The 15172-nt window shown below is 67.6% G+C and carries 14 protein-coding genes; 7 read left to right on the top strand and 7 right to left on the bottom strand.

Annotated elements, in window-relative coordinates:
- Nucleotides 1-10: 10 nt before the first annotated feature.
- The 3 genes from ABFX18_RS13465 to ABFX18_RS13455 form a co-directional block, all read right to left on the bottom strand.
- Nucleotides 11-895 carry an ABC transporter permease gene (locus tag ABFX18_RS13465; RefSeq protein WP_346058594.1) on the bottom strand — a complete coding sequence of 295 codons (885 nt, stop codon included), beginning with the start codon at nucleotides 893-895 and terminating at the stop codon, nucleotides 11-13.
- 84 nt (nucleotides 896-979) lie between these two features.
- Entirely contained in the window at nucleotides 980-2155 is a 1176-nt protein-coding gene (locus tag ABFX18_RS13460) for an extracellular solute-binding protein (RefSeq protein WP_090146516.1), read from the bottom strand.
- A 50-nt stretch (nucleotides 2156-2205) separates the two neighbouring features.
- Entirely contained in the window at nucleotides 2206-3267 is a 1062-nt protein-coding gene (locus ABFX18_RS13455; protein WP_346058593.1) for an ABC transporter ATP-binding protein, read from the bottom strand.
- Nucleotides 3268-3442: 175 nt separating this feature from the next.
- Between ABFX18_RS13455 and ABFX18_RS13450 the strand changes: the two genes are divergently transcribed.
- Together ABFX18_RS13450 and ABFX18_RS13445 are read left to right on the top strand one after the other, a co-directional pair.
- Complete coding sequence (locus tag ABFX18_RS13450) at nucleotides 3443-4249, top strand: FadR/GntR family transcriptional regulator (RefSeq protein ID WP_346058592.1); 807 nt, start codon at nucleotides 3443-3445, stop codon at nucleotides 4247-4249.
- 36 nt (nucleotides 4250-4285) lie between these two features.
- Nucleotides 4286-5026: a PDC sensor domain-containing protein gene (locus tag ABFX18_RS13445; RefSeq protein WP_200330226.1), complete on the top strand. Its 741-nt coding sequence runs from the start codon at nucleotides 4286-4288 to the stop codon at nucleotides 5024-5026.
- Between the two features lie 13 nt (nucleotides 5027-5039).
- Here the strand turns inward: ABFX18_RS13445 and ABFX18_RS13440 are convergent, their stop codons facing one another.
- The 3 genes from ABFX18_RS13440 to ABFX18_RS13430 form a co-directional block, all read right to left on the bottom strand.
- Nucleotides 5040-6170 (bottom strand): mannose-1-phosphate guanylyltransferase, encoded by a 1131-nt coding sequence (locus ABFX18_RS13440; protein ID WP_346058591.1) that lies wholly within the window; start codon nucleotides 6168-6170, stop codon nucleotides 5040-5042.
- 4 nt (nucleotides 6171-6174) lie between these two features.
- Nucleotides 6175-7698 (bottom strand): aldehyde dehydrogenase (NADP(+)), encoded by a 1524-nt coding sequence (locus ABFX18_RS13435; RefSeq protein WP_346058590.1) that lies wholly within the window; start codon nucleotides 7696-7698, stop codon nucleotides 6175-6177.
- 98 nt (nucleotides 7699-7796) lie between these two features.
- Nucleotides 7797-8288: an Atu1372/SO_1960 family protein gene (locus ABFX18_RS13430; protein ID WP_090146529.1), complete on the bottom strand. Its 492-nt coding sequence runs from the start codon at nucleotides 8286-8288 to the stop codon at nucleotides 7797-7799.
- 373 nt (nucleotides 8289-8661) lie between these two features.
- On the opposite strand from ABFX18_RS13430, the gene ABFX18_RS13425 reads away from it, so the two are divergent.
- From ABFX18_RS13425 to ABFX18_RS13410, 4 genes are read left to right on the top strand one after another with little or no spacing between them, the layout of a single operon-like run.
- On the top strand, nucleotides 8662-9531 hold the full coding sequence (locus ABFX18_RS13425) for an ABC transporter permease (protein WP_176698266.1): 870 nt from the start codon (nucleotides 8662-8664) through the stop codon (nucleotides 9529-9531).
- A gap of 55 nt (nucleotides 9532-9586) precedes the next feature.
- The gene (locus ABFX18_RS13420) at nucleotides 9587-10630 is read left to right on the top strand and encodes an ABC transporter substrate-binding protein (protein WP_090146531.1); all 1044 of its coding nucleotides are present in this window, start codon (nucleotides 9587-9589) and stop codon (nucleotides 10628-10630) included.
- 25 nt (nucleotides 10631-10655) lie between these two features.
- Entirely contained in the window at nucleotides 10656-11438 is a 783-nt protein-coding gene (locus ABFX18_RS13415; protein ID WP_200330215.1) for an ABC transporter ATP-binding protein, read from the top strand.
- Nucleotides 11439-11473: 35 nt separating this feature from the next.
- Entirely contained in the window at nucleotides 11474-13126 is a 1653-nt protein-coding gene (locus ABFX18_RS13410; protein WP_346058589.1) for a M24 family metallopeptidase, read from the top strand.
- Between the two features lie 11 nt (nucleotides 13127-13137).
- Here the strand turns inward: ABFX18_RS13410 and ABFX18_RS13405 are convergent, their stop codons facing one another.
- Nucleotides 13138-14031: a LysR substrate-binding domain-containing protein gene (locus ABFX18_RS13405; protein WP_200330213.1), complete on the bottom strand. Its 894-nt coding sequence runs from the start codon at nucleotides 14029-14031 to the stop codon at nucleotides 13138-13140.
- 187 nt (nucleotides 14032-14218) lie between these two features.
- Here ABFX18_RS13405 and kdgD point away from each other — a divergent pair, with 187 nt between their 5' ends.
- Nucleotides 14219-15148 (top strand): 5-dehydro-4-deoxyglucarate dehydratase, encoded by a 930-nt coding sequence (gene kdgD, locus ABFX18_RS13400; RefSeq protein ID WP_090146537.1) that lies wholly within the window; start codon nucleotides 14219-14221, stop codon nucleotides 15146-15148.
- The last annotated feature ends 24 nt before the right edge of the window (nucleotides 15149-15172 follow it).

Raw genomic sequence — 15172 nt, 5'->3', positions numbered from 1 at the left:
CGAATCTCGGTCAGAGGTTGTTGAGCGCGCCGGTGCGGCGCACCGCGCTCAGGTAGATGATGACGAGCACGATCGGCACGAAGGAGAATGCCGCGGCGAGGGGCGGATTCAGATTGATGTTCTGCGCGATGATGCTGCCGATCATCTGCGTCGAGCCGCCCACGTACATGGCCGCGATGTAGTCGCCGAGGCTCAGTGAGAACGTGAATACGGAACCGGCGATCAGTGCGGGGAGGAGGAGCGGGGCGACGATGGTGCGGATCGTGCGGGCGCCGCTTGCGCCCAGGTCGGAAGAAGCGTCGAACAGATTGGTCGGGATCTGCGACACGGCGGCGTATACCGGAATCGCCATATAGGGGAACCAGAGGTAGACGAGGGTCAGGATGACGGTCAGGGTGCCGAAGCCGGGGCCCGTGATCCCGAAGGGCGATAGCGCCCAGTTGAAGAATCCCTCATCGGTCCACACGAGGCGCATGGCGATGATCTTCACGAGGTAGCCCGCCCAGAGCGGCAGGGTGACGAGCACGGCGAGTGCGGCCCGGAGTCTCGGCCCCGCGATTTTCGCCATGAACACGGCGAGCGGAATGGATACGGCGGCGCAGATCGCGGTGACCGCGAGGGCGATACCGAGTGTGCGCAGCGCCGTCGACAGGTAGGCCGGAACGGTGACGAGCTGCTCGAAGTTCTCGAGCGTGAACCCCGGCTTCACCCGCGAGGTGAACGGGTCGGTCGTCCAGAATGCGGTCATCAGCAGGAGCACGAGCGACAGGATGTACACGCCGAGCAGCCACGCCATCGGCAGCGTCAGCAGCGATGCGAGACGGCCACGCGGGTGGCGGTAGAGCGCTGTCGACACCGGTTTGGTGCGGCGCTCGAGGGTCGGCTGGTTCGACACGATGGTTCCTCACTGACGGGTCGTGGTGTGGCGGGTGGGGCGGGTGACCGGGGCGGCGTGCCCCGGTCACCCGCCGTCGGGCGGTCAGCCCTTGACGGTTGCCCAGGCGCTGGTCCAGTCCTGGTAGTTGGTGCACTGCACATCGGTGCGGCCATCGAGGCACTGGTCGATCGGGGTGGTCCAGAACCACACCTGCTCGAAGTACTCCTCGTCGGTCGCATTGAAGTACTCGCAGTGCTCGCGGGCTTCGTCGCTGGTCTCGCAGAACGCGGCGTTGGCGGGCGCCATGCCGAAGTTCATCGCGATCTGCCCGTTCACCTCCGGGCTGCTCGTGTAGTCCATCCACGCGTACGCGCAGTTCGGGCTCTCGGATTCGGCCGCGAGCATCCACGCGTCGGACCACCCCGTCGAGCCCTCCTCGGGGAGCACGCTCTTGAACTTCTCATCCTGCGTGGCCTTGCGCAGCACCTCCCAGGAGGTGCCGACGACCGAATTGCCGCCGGTGAACGACGTCACGTTGGTGGCGGGCGACCAGTACTCGGAGACCATGGTGTTCTGCTGCTGCAACAGCTCGACCGCTGCCGCCAACTGCTCTTCGTCGAGGGCGTACGGGTTCTCGATGCCGAGGTCGGGCTGCGTCGCCATGAGGTAGATCGCCGCATCTGCGATGTAGATGGGGCTGTCGTAGGCGGCGATGTTGCCGGCGTACGGGCTGTCCTCCTCCCACACGACGTCCCAGCTGGTCGGTTCTTCGGTGACGACGTCCGAGTTGTACTCGAGGATGTTCGCGCCGCGGCCGATCGGAATGCCGTAGACGTTGCCGTTGAGGGTGTCGTAGAGCTGGCCCTTCATCCCCTCGACGATGTCGTCGCCGAAGTTCGGAATCAGCTCCGTGTTGAGCGGCTGCACGTTGCCGTCGACGATCAGTCGCAGACTCGCGTCGCCGGAGGCCGAGACGAGGTCGTACTCACCGGTGCGCATGAGCTGGACCATCTCGTCGCTCGTCGCCGCCACCTTGCGGTTGACCTTGCACCCGGTCTCGGCGGTGAATTCTTCGGCCCACGCGGGCTCCACGAAGCCCGACCAGGCGACGATGTTGAGCTCGGACTCCATGTCTCCGAGCGACTCGAGCGCGGGGAGGTCGGGGACGTCGATCGAGATCTCTCCCGGTGCGGACTCACCGCCGCTGCTGGAACAGCCCGAGAGGGCGAGTCCGGCGGCCGCGACGAGCGCCGCCGGGATGGCGAGTTTCTTGTGCATCGTTACTCCTTCGTAGGCGATTGGGTACTGCGGGGGTGTCTGGGTGCGGGTCAGGCGCTGGGCACGAAGACCGCGTGATCGCGGGCGAACCGGAGGCTCACGGCGTCTCCGCGCGAGATGCTCGGGCTGGTGCGCGGCGTGTGCGTGTTCTGCGCTTCTGAGATGAAGCGGGTGCCGCTGGCGGTCTCGACGAGGTAGCGCGTGTGCGCGCCGGCGTAGACGGTCTCGAGGATGGTGCCGGGGAGCGCGATGTCTGCAGGGTCGAGTGGGGCGGTCGGGTCGACGAGCCGCACGCGCTCGGGGCGCACGCTGTGAGGGGTGCGTTCGCCGAGGATGCGCTGCGCCGCGTCGTCCGCGAGGAGGTTCGTGATGCCGAGGAATCTGGCGACGAACTCGGTGCGGGGGAACTCGTACACCTCGCGCGGACTGCCGACCTGCTCGATCTTCCCGTTGTTGAACACGGCGACTCGGTCGGAGAGCGTGAGCGCTTCCTCTTGATCGTGCGTGACGAACACGAACGTGATGCCGACCTCGCGCTGGATCTGCTTGAGTTCGAATTGCATCTGCTCGCGCAGCTGCTTGTCGAGGGCGCCGAGGGGTTCGTCGAGCAGGAGCACCTTGGGGCGCAGAATGAGGGCGCGAGCGAGGGCGATGCGCTGGCGCTGGCCGCCGGAGAGCTGCGCGGGCGAGCGGTCGGCGACGTGCGCGAGCTGCACTTGCTCGAGCGACTCCGCCACGAGACGACGGCGCTCGGCGGCGGAGACGCCGCGTACTTTGAGTCCGTACGCGACGTTCTCGGCGATGGTGAGATGCGGGAAGAGCGCGTAGTCCTGGAAGACCGTGTTGACGTCGCGGTCGAACGGCGCCGACTTCGTGACGTCGGTTCCGTGGAGCAGGATCGAGCCTGCGGTGGGCTCCTCGAAGCCGGCGATCATGCGGAGCACGGTCGTCTTCCCGGACCCCGAAGGCCCGAGCATCGAGAAGAACTCGCCGGCGCCGATCTCGATGTCGAGGTCGTTCACGGCGACGAGGTCGCCGAACTGTTTGCGAACGCCGCGCACCGATACGGCGATGTCCCCCTGCGGTACTGGGGTGGGGGCGTGGTGTGTCATACGGTTGCTCCTCAACGTCGCTGTCGGCCCGATAGATGAAACATAACATATGGGTTTATAGGATTAGAACGCGCTCGGAGTTCTCCGCATCACGGTTTGATCACGGAGTGGCGGCGGCGAAATCTCAGTTCGCTCGTGACACACTCGGTACGTTCGCGAGAATCGGAGGAGAACGGTGAGCGCTCAAATGCCGTCCGCGCCCCCGAGCCGGCTCCGCACGGCAGCGCTCGCGCCGATCGGCGACGAGGGCCGCATCGAGCTGGTCGAATCCAGGATCGTCCAGGCGATCTCGGTCGGCGCCTTCACCGAAGGCGAGCGGCTCCCCAGCGAGACCGAGCTCTCGGCCCTGCTCGGAGTCGCCGTGGTGACAGTTCGCGAAGCGCTGAGCGGATTGCGCCACCGCGGCCTCATCGAAACCCGGCGCGGTCGCAACGGCGGCAGCTTCGTGCGCCCGAGTCATGGCTCCGTCGAGGAGGTCAATGCGCGCGCACTGCAGGCGATGCCGCGCGTCGCGCTCGCCGACCTCGCCGTGCACTACGAGGCCGTCTGCTGCGCCTGCGCCGAATACGCGTGCCAACGCTCGACGCCGGAGGAGATCGACGTCGTGGCCGCCGTGATCGAAGGCGCTCGCGACCTCGATCGCGTCGCCTGGCGACGCCGCGTCACCGAGATCCAATTGGAGCTCGCGGCGCTCAGCCAGTCCGTGCGCCTCACCAAGGAACACGTGCGCGTGCAGACCGAGTTCACGCCCCTCCTCGCGCTCCAAGACCTCGACGAGGGAGCGCGACTGGCGACGCAGCGGGCGCTGCTCGCGCAGATCCGCGCTACCCGTGCGCGCGACATCGACGCGGCGCGATCCGCTATCCGTGCTTCCGTGCGCGCCTCGACCCGCTGGCTCGTGAGCCTCCGAACAGACTTGATCGCGGCGCCGCGCGATGCCGATCTTCGTGGCACACTGGAAGCGCGTCGTCGGGAGGGGTGACTCTCCGGCGACCTCAAAGAAGAGGAAGAGAGTGCCGTGACCGCCGCGCCTGATATTGCAGATGCCCCGCTCCGGGTGGCCCTGCGCCACGTCGATGACTTCTTCGATGGAGTATTCGCTCCGCTCGACCGGTGGGTGCCGTCGCTGGCATCGGCCCTGCGCCGCGAATCCGAGGCGGGCGCGCTGACGGGCGCCCAGCTCGCCGCGATCGCCAAGCCCGGCGCCCACCAGGTGCTCGACACCGAGGGGCGTCCGCTCTACGGCGCAGGATTCTGCGCGAGTGAAGAGCTCGTCAGCGAGGGGAACCCGCTGGCGTGGTGGCAGGGGCCCGAGCGCGCGCTGCTCGCCTCGTCCACGTTCGGCCCGGGCCAGGCGGCGATCGACCTCATGCGGCTCGAGTGGTACCGGGTGCCGGAGGCGACGGGGGACCGGCACGTCGCGGGCCCCTTCGTCGACTACCTGTGCTCGAACGAGGTGACGATCACGTCGGCGGTTCCTGTACTCGTCGGGGGTGACTTCTGGGGAGTCGTCTGCGCCGATGTCCTCGTGTCGTCGCTCGAGGACGCGCTGCTCCCAGTGTTCGTCGGGCATCGGGGCTCCACGCTCGTGAACGCGAACGGCCGCGTGGTGCTGTCGAACGATCCCGACTTCGAAACGGGCGACCGGTACCCGGGAGCGGACCCCGAGGGCGGGCTGAGCGAGCTGGATCGCTCGAACGTCGACGTGCGGGTGCTCTCGTCTCAGCGCTACCCGTTCTCGCTCCTCGTCACCTCCTGAGAGGGGACGCGCGCTACAGCAGGTGCCCTCCGCCCGTCACCTTCATGCGGCTGACGAGGTTCTTCACATCCTGAGCTCGGCTCTTCGACGTCACGAGCAGCACATCCGCGGTGTCCACCACGACGACATCCTCGACCCCGACGAGTGCGACGAGCCGGCTGCTCTCCGAGACGACGATGCCGCTCGACGCATCCGAGAGCACCTGCGCGCCATCGCCCAGCACCGCCAGATCACTGCCGCGCCCCCGGGTGAGCAGGTTCGCGACCGAGGCGAAGTCGCCCACGTCGTCCCAGTCGAAGTGGGCCGCGACGCAGACCATCTTGCCGGCGGAGGCCGCGGGCTCTGCGACGGTGTAGTCGATTGCGATCTTCGGAAGGGTGGGCCACAGGCGCTCGCGCACGTCGGCGCCGCGCTCCGTGGCCCAGGCGGCCGCGATCTCGCGCAGCGATTCGACGAGCGCTGGCTGCTGGAGGGCCATCTGCTCGAGCAGCACCGACGCGCGTGCGATGAACATTCCGGCGTTCCACAGGTATCCGCCGTTCGCGAGGTACCCCTCCGCCTGCGCGGCGTCGGGCTTCTCGACGAACTCCGTCACGTCGTACACGTCGAAGGGCGCCAGATCGCGACGCGCGTCACCGGTCGAGATGTACCCGAAGCCGGTCGCGGGGTGCGAGGGGTGGATGCCGATCGTGGCGATGTATCCCTGATCCGCGGCCTGCACCGCCGTGGTCACCGCGCGCTGGAATAGCACGTCCCCCCGAATCACGTGGTCCGCCGCGAACGAGCCGAGGATCGCGTCGGGGTCGCGCAGTTCCAGGATCGCGGCCGCGAGACCGATGGCCGCCGACGAGTCCTTCGGCTCGCTCTCGGTGACGAGGTTCTCGCCGAGCAGCTCGGGCAGCTGCTCGGCGACGGAATCCCGATGCGAGATGCCGGTCACCACCATGGTGCGCTCCGCCGGCACGAGCGGGGCGAGCCGATCCCACGTCGCCCGGAGCAGCGAGTCGCCGGACCCGGTGAGGTCGAGCAGGAACTTGGGGGCGTTCGCCCGCGACAGCGGCCAGAGCCTGGAGCCGACGCCGCCCGCCGGAATCACGCACGTGAGGCGTTCAATGGCTGGGATGCGCGCAGAGCTCTCGGTCATGCGCTCAGCCTACTGCGCGGCCCCAGGAGATCGACTCGCCTGCGGCACTGCGCTCCTGTGGAACGCCGAGCGGATTCTCGTCGAGCAGCGCAGCGGGCAGGAATGCGCTCGGCGCATTCTGGAAGGCGACCGGGCGGAGGAATCGCCCGAGTGCTGCGGTGCCGACCGAGGTGCTCGCGTCGTTCGTCGTCGCCGGCCACGGCCCGCCGTGCTGCTGAGCGGGCGTCACCGCGACGCCGGTCGGCCAGCCGTCGAAGAGCACCCGGCCCGCATGTCTGGAGAGGGCGGTGACCAAGTCTGAGAGCGCGGCGTCGGCTCCGGCCGCGGCCGATCGCTCGTGCTCTCCCAGGTGGACGGTGCCGGTGAGGGACCCGGTGATGAATTCGCCGACGAGCGGAGCGAGCGGCGTGCCATCCGGCACCTCCACGATGACGGAGAACGGGCCGAAGTGCTCCTCTGCGAGGACCTCGCTGTTGGCGCGCAGCGTCTCCAAGGTGACCCGCACGATCGTCGGGGTGACCCATCCGTTCCCGGCCTCGTCCACGCGACTCGTGCCGATGACGACCGGCTGCACCCCGTCGACCGCGAGCACGCGATCCACGTCCTCGAGGTAGGTGTCCGTGATGCGCGGACCGAGGAGCCGATGCTCGCTCGTGCCGAGTTCCGAGGCGCCCGCGGTCGCGAGCGCTTCGAGGAACGCGTCGTCGACTGCGGCGAACAGGAGTCCGGGCTTCGTGCACAACTGGCCTGCCGATCCCGCCACGCTCGCAAGATACTCGGAGGCGAGTGCCGGACCGCGCGAGGCGAGCGCCTCGGAGGTGACGAAGACCGGGTTCACGCTGCCGAGCTCGCCGTAGAACGGGATCGGTGCTGGGCGCGCCGCCGCGATGTCGGCGAGGATGCGGCCTCCGTGCGTCGAACCCGTGAACGACCCCGCGCGGACTCTGGGGTCGCGCAGCGCGGCGACTCCGGTCTGCTGGCCGTGGATGAGCTGAAGCGTGCCTGCGGGCAGCCCGCGGTCTGCGATGACGCGCTGGGCGAGCGCTGCCGTCGCCTCCGACAACTCGGGATGCCCCGAATGAGCTTTGACGATCACCGGGCATCCGGCGGCGAGAATCGCCGCTGAATCGCCCCCGAGCACGGAGAACGCGAACGGGAAGTTGGACGCCGAGAAGTTGAGGACCGGTCCAACGGGAATGTGCGTGCGACGCAGGTCGGGGCGCGCGCCGAGCACGAACTCGGGATCGGCTTCGTCGATGCGCGCGTCTAGGTGCGCACCGGAGACGACGGCGTCGGCGAAGAGCCGGAGCTGCACCGCGGTGCGCGTGACTTCTCCGCCGAGGCGAGCAGGGGTGAGCCCGGTTTCCGATTCGGCGATCGTGATGAGACGATCGCGTTCGGCATCGAGCGCATCGCCCAGTGCGGTGAGGAGTGCGGCTCGCGACCGCGGAGGGAGGACCGCCAGAACGGGCGCCGCGGACGCCGCACGGCTCAGAATCTGTTCGAGTGCTTCGGGTGAGGTGTGCACGATGATCTCCGTTTCACTGCTGAGTGGTGGTGCTGGTGCTGCTGCTGGGTTCGGCGGTGCCTGAGCGGGACGGGCGGCGCCGATGGACGGGCTCGCGCTCAGTCACCGGTGGGGTGGAGCGCCACGGTGAGATCGATCTCTACGGTGGCGTTCTTGGGGAGCCGGGGCACGCCGAGCGCGGTTCGCGCGTGGCGACCGGCTTCACCGAGTACCGCTCGGAGGAGCTGCGACGCCCCCTCGGCGACGGCCGGCTGGTCGTCGAAGTCGTCGCCGCTCGCGACGTACACCTGCAGCTTCAGCAGTTGCGCGACGCGGTCGAGCCCGACGGACTGCTCGATCTGGGCGAGCGCGTTGAGCGCGCACAGTTCCGCAGCCTGTCGACCGCGCGCGGCGTCCTCTCCCGATCGCACGGCCCCGGTGAACGCGACCCCGCCGTCGCGTTTGGGGATCTGACCCGACACGTAGGCGGTGTCGTTCCGCACGAGCACGGGGTCGTACGAATACGAGCCGGCTGCGACCTGCGGCAGCCGATGCCCGAGGGCGGTGAGGCGCTGCTCGGGGGTGGTGGGGTGAGTGGGCGATGCGCTCATCACTGAGCTCCTGTTCCTCGGGGAGCGGATGGAGTGGAGTGGTGCAGTACCGGTGCGCCGACGCGTCGGCGCGGGCTGGGGCGGAACATGCGTCCTCTGCCAGTGAAACCCTGGGCATTGTGTCGCGTCCAGTATCGTTTTTAGCTGGAGCGATGCGGTATTGGTATTGTCGGCAGAAATTCCCAATCACTGCCTGGTCGATGCCTCGAGGGACTTAATGGATGCTGAAAGAGTGTTAGACAGGTATCTTGAACGGCTTCAATACTGATGGTCATGCTTCGTCCGCCTCATCGTCGAGGACTCGTCGAGAGTGGATGCGCTTCCGAAACGACTCGCCCAGAGCTGGTCGCCACACGTCGAAATTGGGAAGGCCATGAACATCGATACTTCGAAGCACACGTCGGTCAGGGATCAGCAGAGCATCGCCGCTCCCTCGAGTCTCACAGAGACCATCTCCATCGCCCCGGCCGCGCGCAAGCGCGTCCTGCCCAGCGGGGTCGACAAAGCCGTCAAGGCGGCCATCGGCATGCTCGCGATCCTCGCCATCTGGGAACTCATCGTTCGCGTCTTCCAGATACCGACCTACCTGCTCGTCGGGCCCATCGCCGCGTTCGAGAAGCTCTTCGCTCAGCCCGACTACTTCGCCCACCACGCCTGGGTGACCGTGACCGAGGCGCTCGCCGGCTTCGCGCTCGGCACGGGGCTCGGGGTGCTCTGCGGAGCGACGCTCTTCTACATCCCGGCGGTGCGCCACTTCTTGTATCCGGCGCTCATCGCAGTGGACACCATCCCCAAGGTGGCGCTCGCGCCGCTGTTCATCGTCTGGTTCGGATTCGGGTTCGAGTCGAAAGCATTCGTCGCGATGGCGATCGCCTTCTTCCCCCTCGTCATCAACACCTTCGACGGGCTCTCGGCCGTGCCGAACGAGCTGAAGGAGCTCGCGCGCATCAACAACGCGAGCGCCTGGATGCGCATGCGGAAGATCGAGTTCTGGTACGCGCTCCCGTCGATCTTCTCCGGTGCCAAGATCTCCATCTCCCTCGCGGTCGGCGGCGCCGTGGTCGGCGAGTTCATCGCCGGCACCGACGGACTCGGCCAGGTGATCCTCCGAGCGAACGCGCAGAGCGATCTCGCCACGATGTTCGCCGCGTTCATGGTGCTCGCCGCCATCTCGCTCCTGCTCTTCTATCTCATCACCGTGATCGCGGCTCGACTGCTGCCGTGGCGCAATCACGTCAAGTAGCGCTTTCGATCCGCACCGCTCCGCAGCATCTCCGCTCGAGAAAGGAAGCCCGCACATGCGCGCACAGAAATCAACGGTCGCGGCAATGATCGCCGCCACCGCGCTCCTCGTGACCGGCTGCGCCGGTTCCGGCGCAGCCGGCGACAGCGGCACCGACCAGGTCAACTTCATGCTCGACGTCGCCGTACTCCCGAAGCACGCCCCCTTCTACGCCGCAGTGGATGCCGGGTTCTACGAGGCCGAGGGCATCGAGGTCGAGATCATGCCGGGCTCGGGATCGGCGAACACAGTGGCCTCCGTCGACACCGGTCGCGTCGACTTCGGATGGGCCGACTACAACGTCTCCATCCTGAATCGGGCCCAGGGCGCATCGATCCGCCAGATCAACCTGGTGCAGGGCAAGTCGGCCTACGCCGCGCTGGCGCTGCCCGATTCCGGAATCTCGGACTGGGACGATCTCAAAGGAAAGACCGTCGCGACCGAGGGCAACGGTGCCATGGTCGCGATGTGGCCAGCGGTGCTCGACAAGCTCGGGTGGAGCGAGGGCGACGTCGAGATCGTCTCGGCGGCCGGGGAGGCGAAGATCCCGGGCCTCATCGCAGGCCAGTGGGATGCGAACCTCGCGCTCTCCGTCTCCGACGGGCCGACGCTCATCGCGGAGGGCTACGACCCGGTGATCCTCAACTGGGCCGATCTCGGGCTGCTCTACTACGGCAACGGCGTCATCACCTCAGACCAGACCATCGACGAGAACCCGGAGCTCGTCGAGCGTTTCAACCGAGCGACGCAGCGAGGGTTCGCCTGGGCATGCCAGAACCAGGAGGAGACCGCGAAGTCGTTCGACGCGAAGGTGCCGGGCTTCGACGAGGCCGCCGTCGCCGACGCGATCTCGGGCCAGTGCGATCTGATGTGGGACGACGAGAACACGGAGAACGGGTTCGGCACCATGAGCGATGCGGGGGTGCAGAAGCAGATCGATCTCGCCGCGGAGTACCTCGGACTCGAGAATCCCGACGACGTCTCGCCCGCCGACATCTACACGAACGAATTCCTCGAGCCCCTCGGACCCGACGAGCAGATCGAGGCGCCGACCGCGTGAGCGGGTGGCGGAAAGGACACCGATCATGACGATCACCGAACCGGTCATCAGCGTCCGAGACGTGGGGATGACTTACACCGCCAGGGGCGGCGCGAGCAATACCGTACTGCGCGGCTGCGATTTCGACATCGCCCCGGGCGAGTTCGTCTCCATCGTGGGCCAGTCGGGCGGCGGCAAGACCACGCTGCTCAAGATCATCTCCGGGCTCCTCGAGAACACGGAGGGGGAGGTGCTCGTGCGCGGACGCGGAGTGAAGGAGGCCCTGCGCGACATCGCGATGGTCTTCCAGAGCCCCACCCTGCTCCCATGGCGCAACAATCTCGCCAACGTGCTGCTGCCGATGGAGTTCCGCAAGCGCTCCAACAAGGAGGCGAAGGCGCACGCACTCGAACTGCTCGAGCTCGTGGGTCTCGGCGACAAGGCGAAGAACTACTCGTACGAGCTGAGCGGCGGCATGCAGCAGCGCGTCTCGATCTGCCGAGCCCTGGTCTCGCACCCCGAGATCCTGCTCATGGACGAGCCCTTCGGCGCGCTCGACGCCATGACGCGCGACCAGATGAACTTCGAGCTGCAGCGCATCTGGCAGGAGACGAAGCGCAGTGTGCTGTTCGTCACCCACAGCATCCCAGAGGCGGTATGGCTCGCGGATCGCGTGCTCGTCGTCGGGGATCGGCCCGGCCGCATCATCGCCGACATCAAGGTCGACCTGGCGAGGCCCCGCACCAAAGACACACGATACGCCGACGGGTTCGCGGAACTCGTCGCGCAGGTCGAGGGGCTTCTCGGCGTCGAAGCCGGAATCAGCTGACCGACAATCACGAAGCAGTTAGGAAGATACGCACTATGGCAAGAATCATCTGCGACCCGCAGGCAGTCACCGAGCGCTACGGTTTCGTCCCGAACGATCGCCTCCTGTTCTCTGCGATTCGCCTCGACTCGTTCCCGTTCGTCACGCCGCTCATCTTCGAGGACGCCCACACCGAGTTGATGCTCGCCCGTCAGCAGGAGCAGGGCAACATCGTGACCGGCGGCGGCGTCGACCCCGAGCGGATCCGCTTCTACGAGCCCTGGGTCACGATCGATCCCCGGCCGGTCGCCGACTTCCCGGCTGCCGCGAGTCTTCCGGCTCTCGTCAAGGAGCTCGTAGGAGAACGGCCGGTCGACCTCGATCCCCGTGCTCCGTACACGCACTACCTCAAGCTCAGCGGTGAGGTCGACGTGCGCGTCGACCTGCCCGGAGCGCGACCGGTGCACGTGTACGAGGTCGAGCAGGCAGCGGTGCTCGCCCGATTCGCGGGTTGGCGCGCTGCAGGAATTCCCGTCGCCGAGCGGCTCATCTCGGAGGTCGGGCACCTCGTCGGCCTGGAACGCGAGCTCTCGGCCGATGCCGACACCAGGTTCTCCGCGCTGTCCGACGTCGCGGACCAGCTGGGGGTCGACGCGATCCTGCTGTCTTCGGCTCCGAACTACTCGGAGGTCACGGGTACGGTCTGGCAACCGGGAACCGTCGCGCTGTGGGCCGACGGGCGCGTATTCGTGATCGCGGAGCAGCAGCTGCGCGGGATCGCGGGAACGCCCGCTGGCGCCTACGATTCGGCGGCCGAGGCCATTTCGGCGGTCGCGACCGGCCCCCGGATCGCCTTCGAGGAGCAGTGGGAGCAGTGCGCGCTCGGCATCCGCCTCACCGATGCCGGCTCCGTGCTGGTCTCCGCCTCCCGGGCGCTCGGCTCGTGGCGCGATGAGCGCGACGCCGAAGACCTGCCGTTCCAGGTCATCGCCGCCCGCGCCTCGACCACGGCGATCGAGCAGACGGTCGCCTGGGCCCACGAGCACCTCGATGCTGGCGAGACCTTCACCGAGAACGTGCTCTACGCCCGCTACCTGGAGTATCTCGACCGCTTCCGCAACGAGCAGCGCATTCCATTCGGCATCGAGCCCTACTTCACCAACCTGCACTCGTCGCAGCGCATGCTCTTCCCCGGTCCGCCGACGGAGTTCCCGCTCGACGCATCCACCACGTGCATCCAGCTCGACGCCGGCGTGAAGGTCGTGATCGACGGCGTGGTGGTCGCGACGAGCGACATGGCGCGTTCGGTGCTGCGCACTCCCGAGGGCCGGGAGGCCTACGAGATCCTGACGCACGCGGTGCGCGAAGTCATCATTCCGCAGTTGCGCCCGGGCGTGATCTGCGAGGACGTCCACGCGAGGACCCTCGAGCACCTCGCGACGGTGCGGCCGAGGATGCAGGAGATCGGTCTGCTCGGCGACGAGGTCGACTTCGACGTCGAGTACAGCAAGCGCAACGTCGGCCACCTCATGGGCAAGCAGGAGTCGTTCGCGAACGAGCTGCGACCGGGATACCGGTTCGTCTTGCGCGAGGGCTCGTACGGCGCGGCCGAGATCCCGTGGCGCTACGACCGCCATGCGATCGGCACGGAGGACCTCTGGTACATCGGGCGCGACCGCACCTACAACCTGACGCTGCGCGAGCAGTAGGACTCCGAGGGCTACTGGGCCTCAGCCGCCTCGCGGAGCTCGTGGACGATTCGCCGGGTCAGGGGCCGGGTGTCGTCCTCGCGCCAGACGGCGTGCAGTTCGATGGGCCGCGGTTCGCTCGTGACGAGCGGCGCGTAGGTGACGCCGGCGATGCCGAGCGTGGCCGCGGATTCCGGAACCAGGGCCACACCGGTGCCTGCGCCGACCAGGGCGACCATCGTCGACACCTGACTGACCGTGAACCGGTGCTTCCACCGGGAGATCGGCATCATGCGCGTCGCGATGTCGTAGAAGTAGCGCGCCTCGACGGGCGAGTGCATGATGATGTCCTCGTTCGCCAGGTCCTCGACTCCGATGGGACTCGTGCGGCGCGACAGGAGATGGCCCTCCGGCAGTGCGACGAGCAGCCGCTCGCGATGGATGCGCCTCGAACCGAAATGGGCGGGGTCGAAGGGCGGTCGACCGATCGCGACGTCGATCTCGCTCTTCGTGAGCGCGTCGAGCTGGTGGGTGGTGACCATCTCCTGCAATTCGATGGTCACGTCGGGAAGCGCGTGGGAGAGGCGCGCGAGCAGCGGGCCGAGCAGCGTGAACGCGCTCGACGCGGTGAACCCGATGCGGACGACGCCCGAGAGCCCCGCAGCGACCGTGCGCGCGATCTGCGGGGCCCCGTCGGCGATGGCCAGGATGCGGCGGGCCTCATCGAGAAACGCGCGACCGGCGTCGGTCAGCTCGACGCGGCGGTTGCTCCGGCGCAGCAGTTGCACGCCGACGATCGCCTCCAGGCGCTGGATCTGCCTGCTGAGCGGCGGCTGGGTCATCTGGAGCCGTTCGGCGGCTCTGCCGAAGTGCAGTTCCTCGGCGACGGCCACCAGGGCGCGCACCTGATCAAGCGTGTACGACACGTGCTCTCCTTCGCTCACCCCGGCCCGACCGCCGTACCGATCACCATACCTTTCGTGCATGAAATGATCCATAACGGATGTTGGACAGGTATCTGTTCTCCAACCTAGCGTGAAGGCATCGGATCCCCAGCATCCTGATCGCCCGCTGCGACGGTGCGTTTCCCACATTCCCCGGAGGTTGAACGTCGTGCCCAATTTGGAACCCGCTGCACTCGCGAGTCAGATCGGATCCGGACTGCTCTCATTCCCGGTCACCCACTTCGACGCGGAGCAGGAGTTCGCCGAGGCGACCTACCGCGAGCACATCGAATGGTTGAGCGCCTACCCGGTCGCCGGGCTCTTCGCCGCAGGCGGAACGGGCGAGTACTTCTCGCTCACGCTCGACGAAGTCTCACGCGTCGTCTCCGCCGCCGTGCAGCAGGTCGGCGGCCGCACCGCGGTGCTCGGCCCGGCGGGTGGCTCGGTGCGCGCGGCAGTCGAGCAGGCGCGGGCCGTCGAAGCGGCAGGCGGAGACGGCATCCTGCTGTTCCCGCCCTACCTGACCGAAGCCGGGCAGGAAGGTCTCGCGGCATACGTGGAGGCCGTGTGCCGGGCCACCACGCTGGGCGTTATCGTCTACCACCGCGCGAACGCCCAGTACTCCGCCGAGACCCTCGTGCGCCTCGCGGATCGGCTGCCGAACTTCATCGGCTTCAAAGACGGCGTCGGATCGATCGAGCAGATGACCCAGATCTACTCGACGCTGGGCGATCGGCTCACCTACGTCGGCGGGCTGCCCACAGCAGAGACATTCGCCCTGCCGTACCTGGAGCTCGGCGTCACGACCTATTCGTCGGCGATGTTCAACTTCGTCCCGGACTTCGCCATCGACTTCTACAACGCCGTGCGCCGTCGCGACCACGCATCCGTCTTCGCAGCGCTGCGCGACTTCGTCCACCCGTATCTCGACGTGCGCAACCGCGTTCCCGGATACGCGGTGTCGATCGTCAAGGCCGGTCTCGATGCCGTGGGTCGGACCGGAGGGCCCGTGCGCCCACCGCTGCAGGAGCTCACCCCGGAGGATCGCAGGGATCTGGCGCAGGTCATCGAGCGAGCGGCGGTTCCCGCGCTCGTCTGAGCCGCGTGAATCAGCGTTCGCGGT

The sequence above is a fragment of the Leucobacter alluvii genome (assembly GCF_039530485.1).
Taxonomy (GTDB): domain Bacteria; phylum Actinomycetota; class Actinomycetes; order Actinomycetales; family Microbacteriaceae; genus Leucobacter; species Leucobacter alluvii.
Note: the sequence above shows the minus strand (reverse complement) of the source record. Positions and strands in the feature narration are given on the sequence as shown.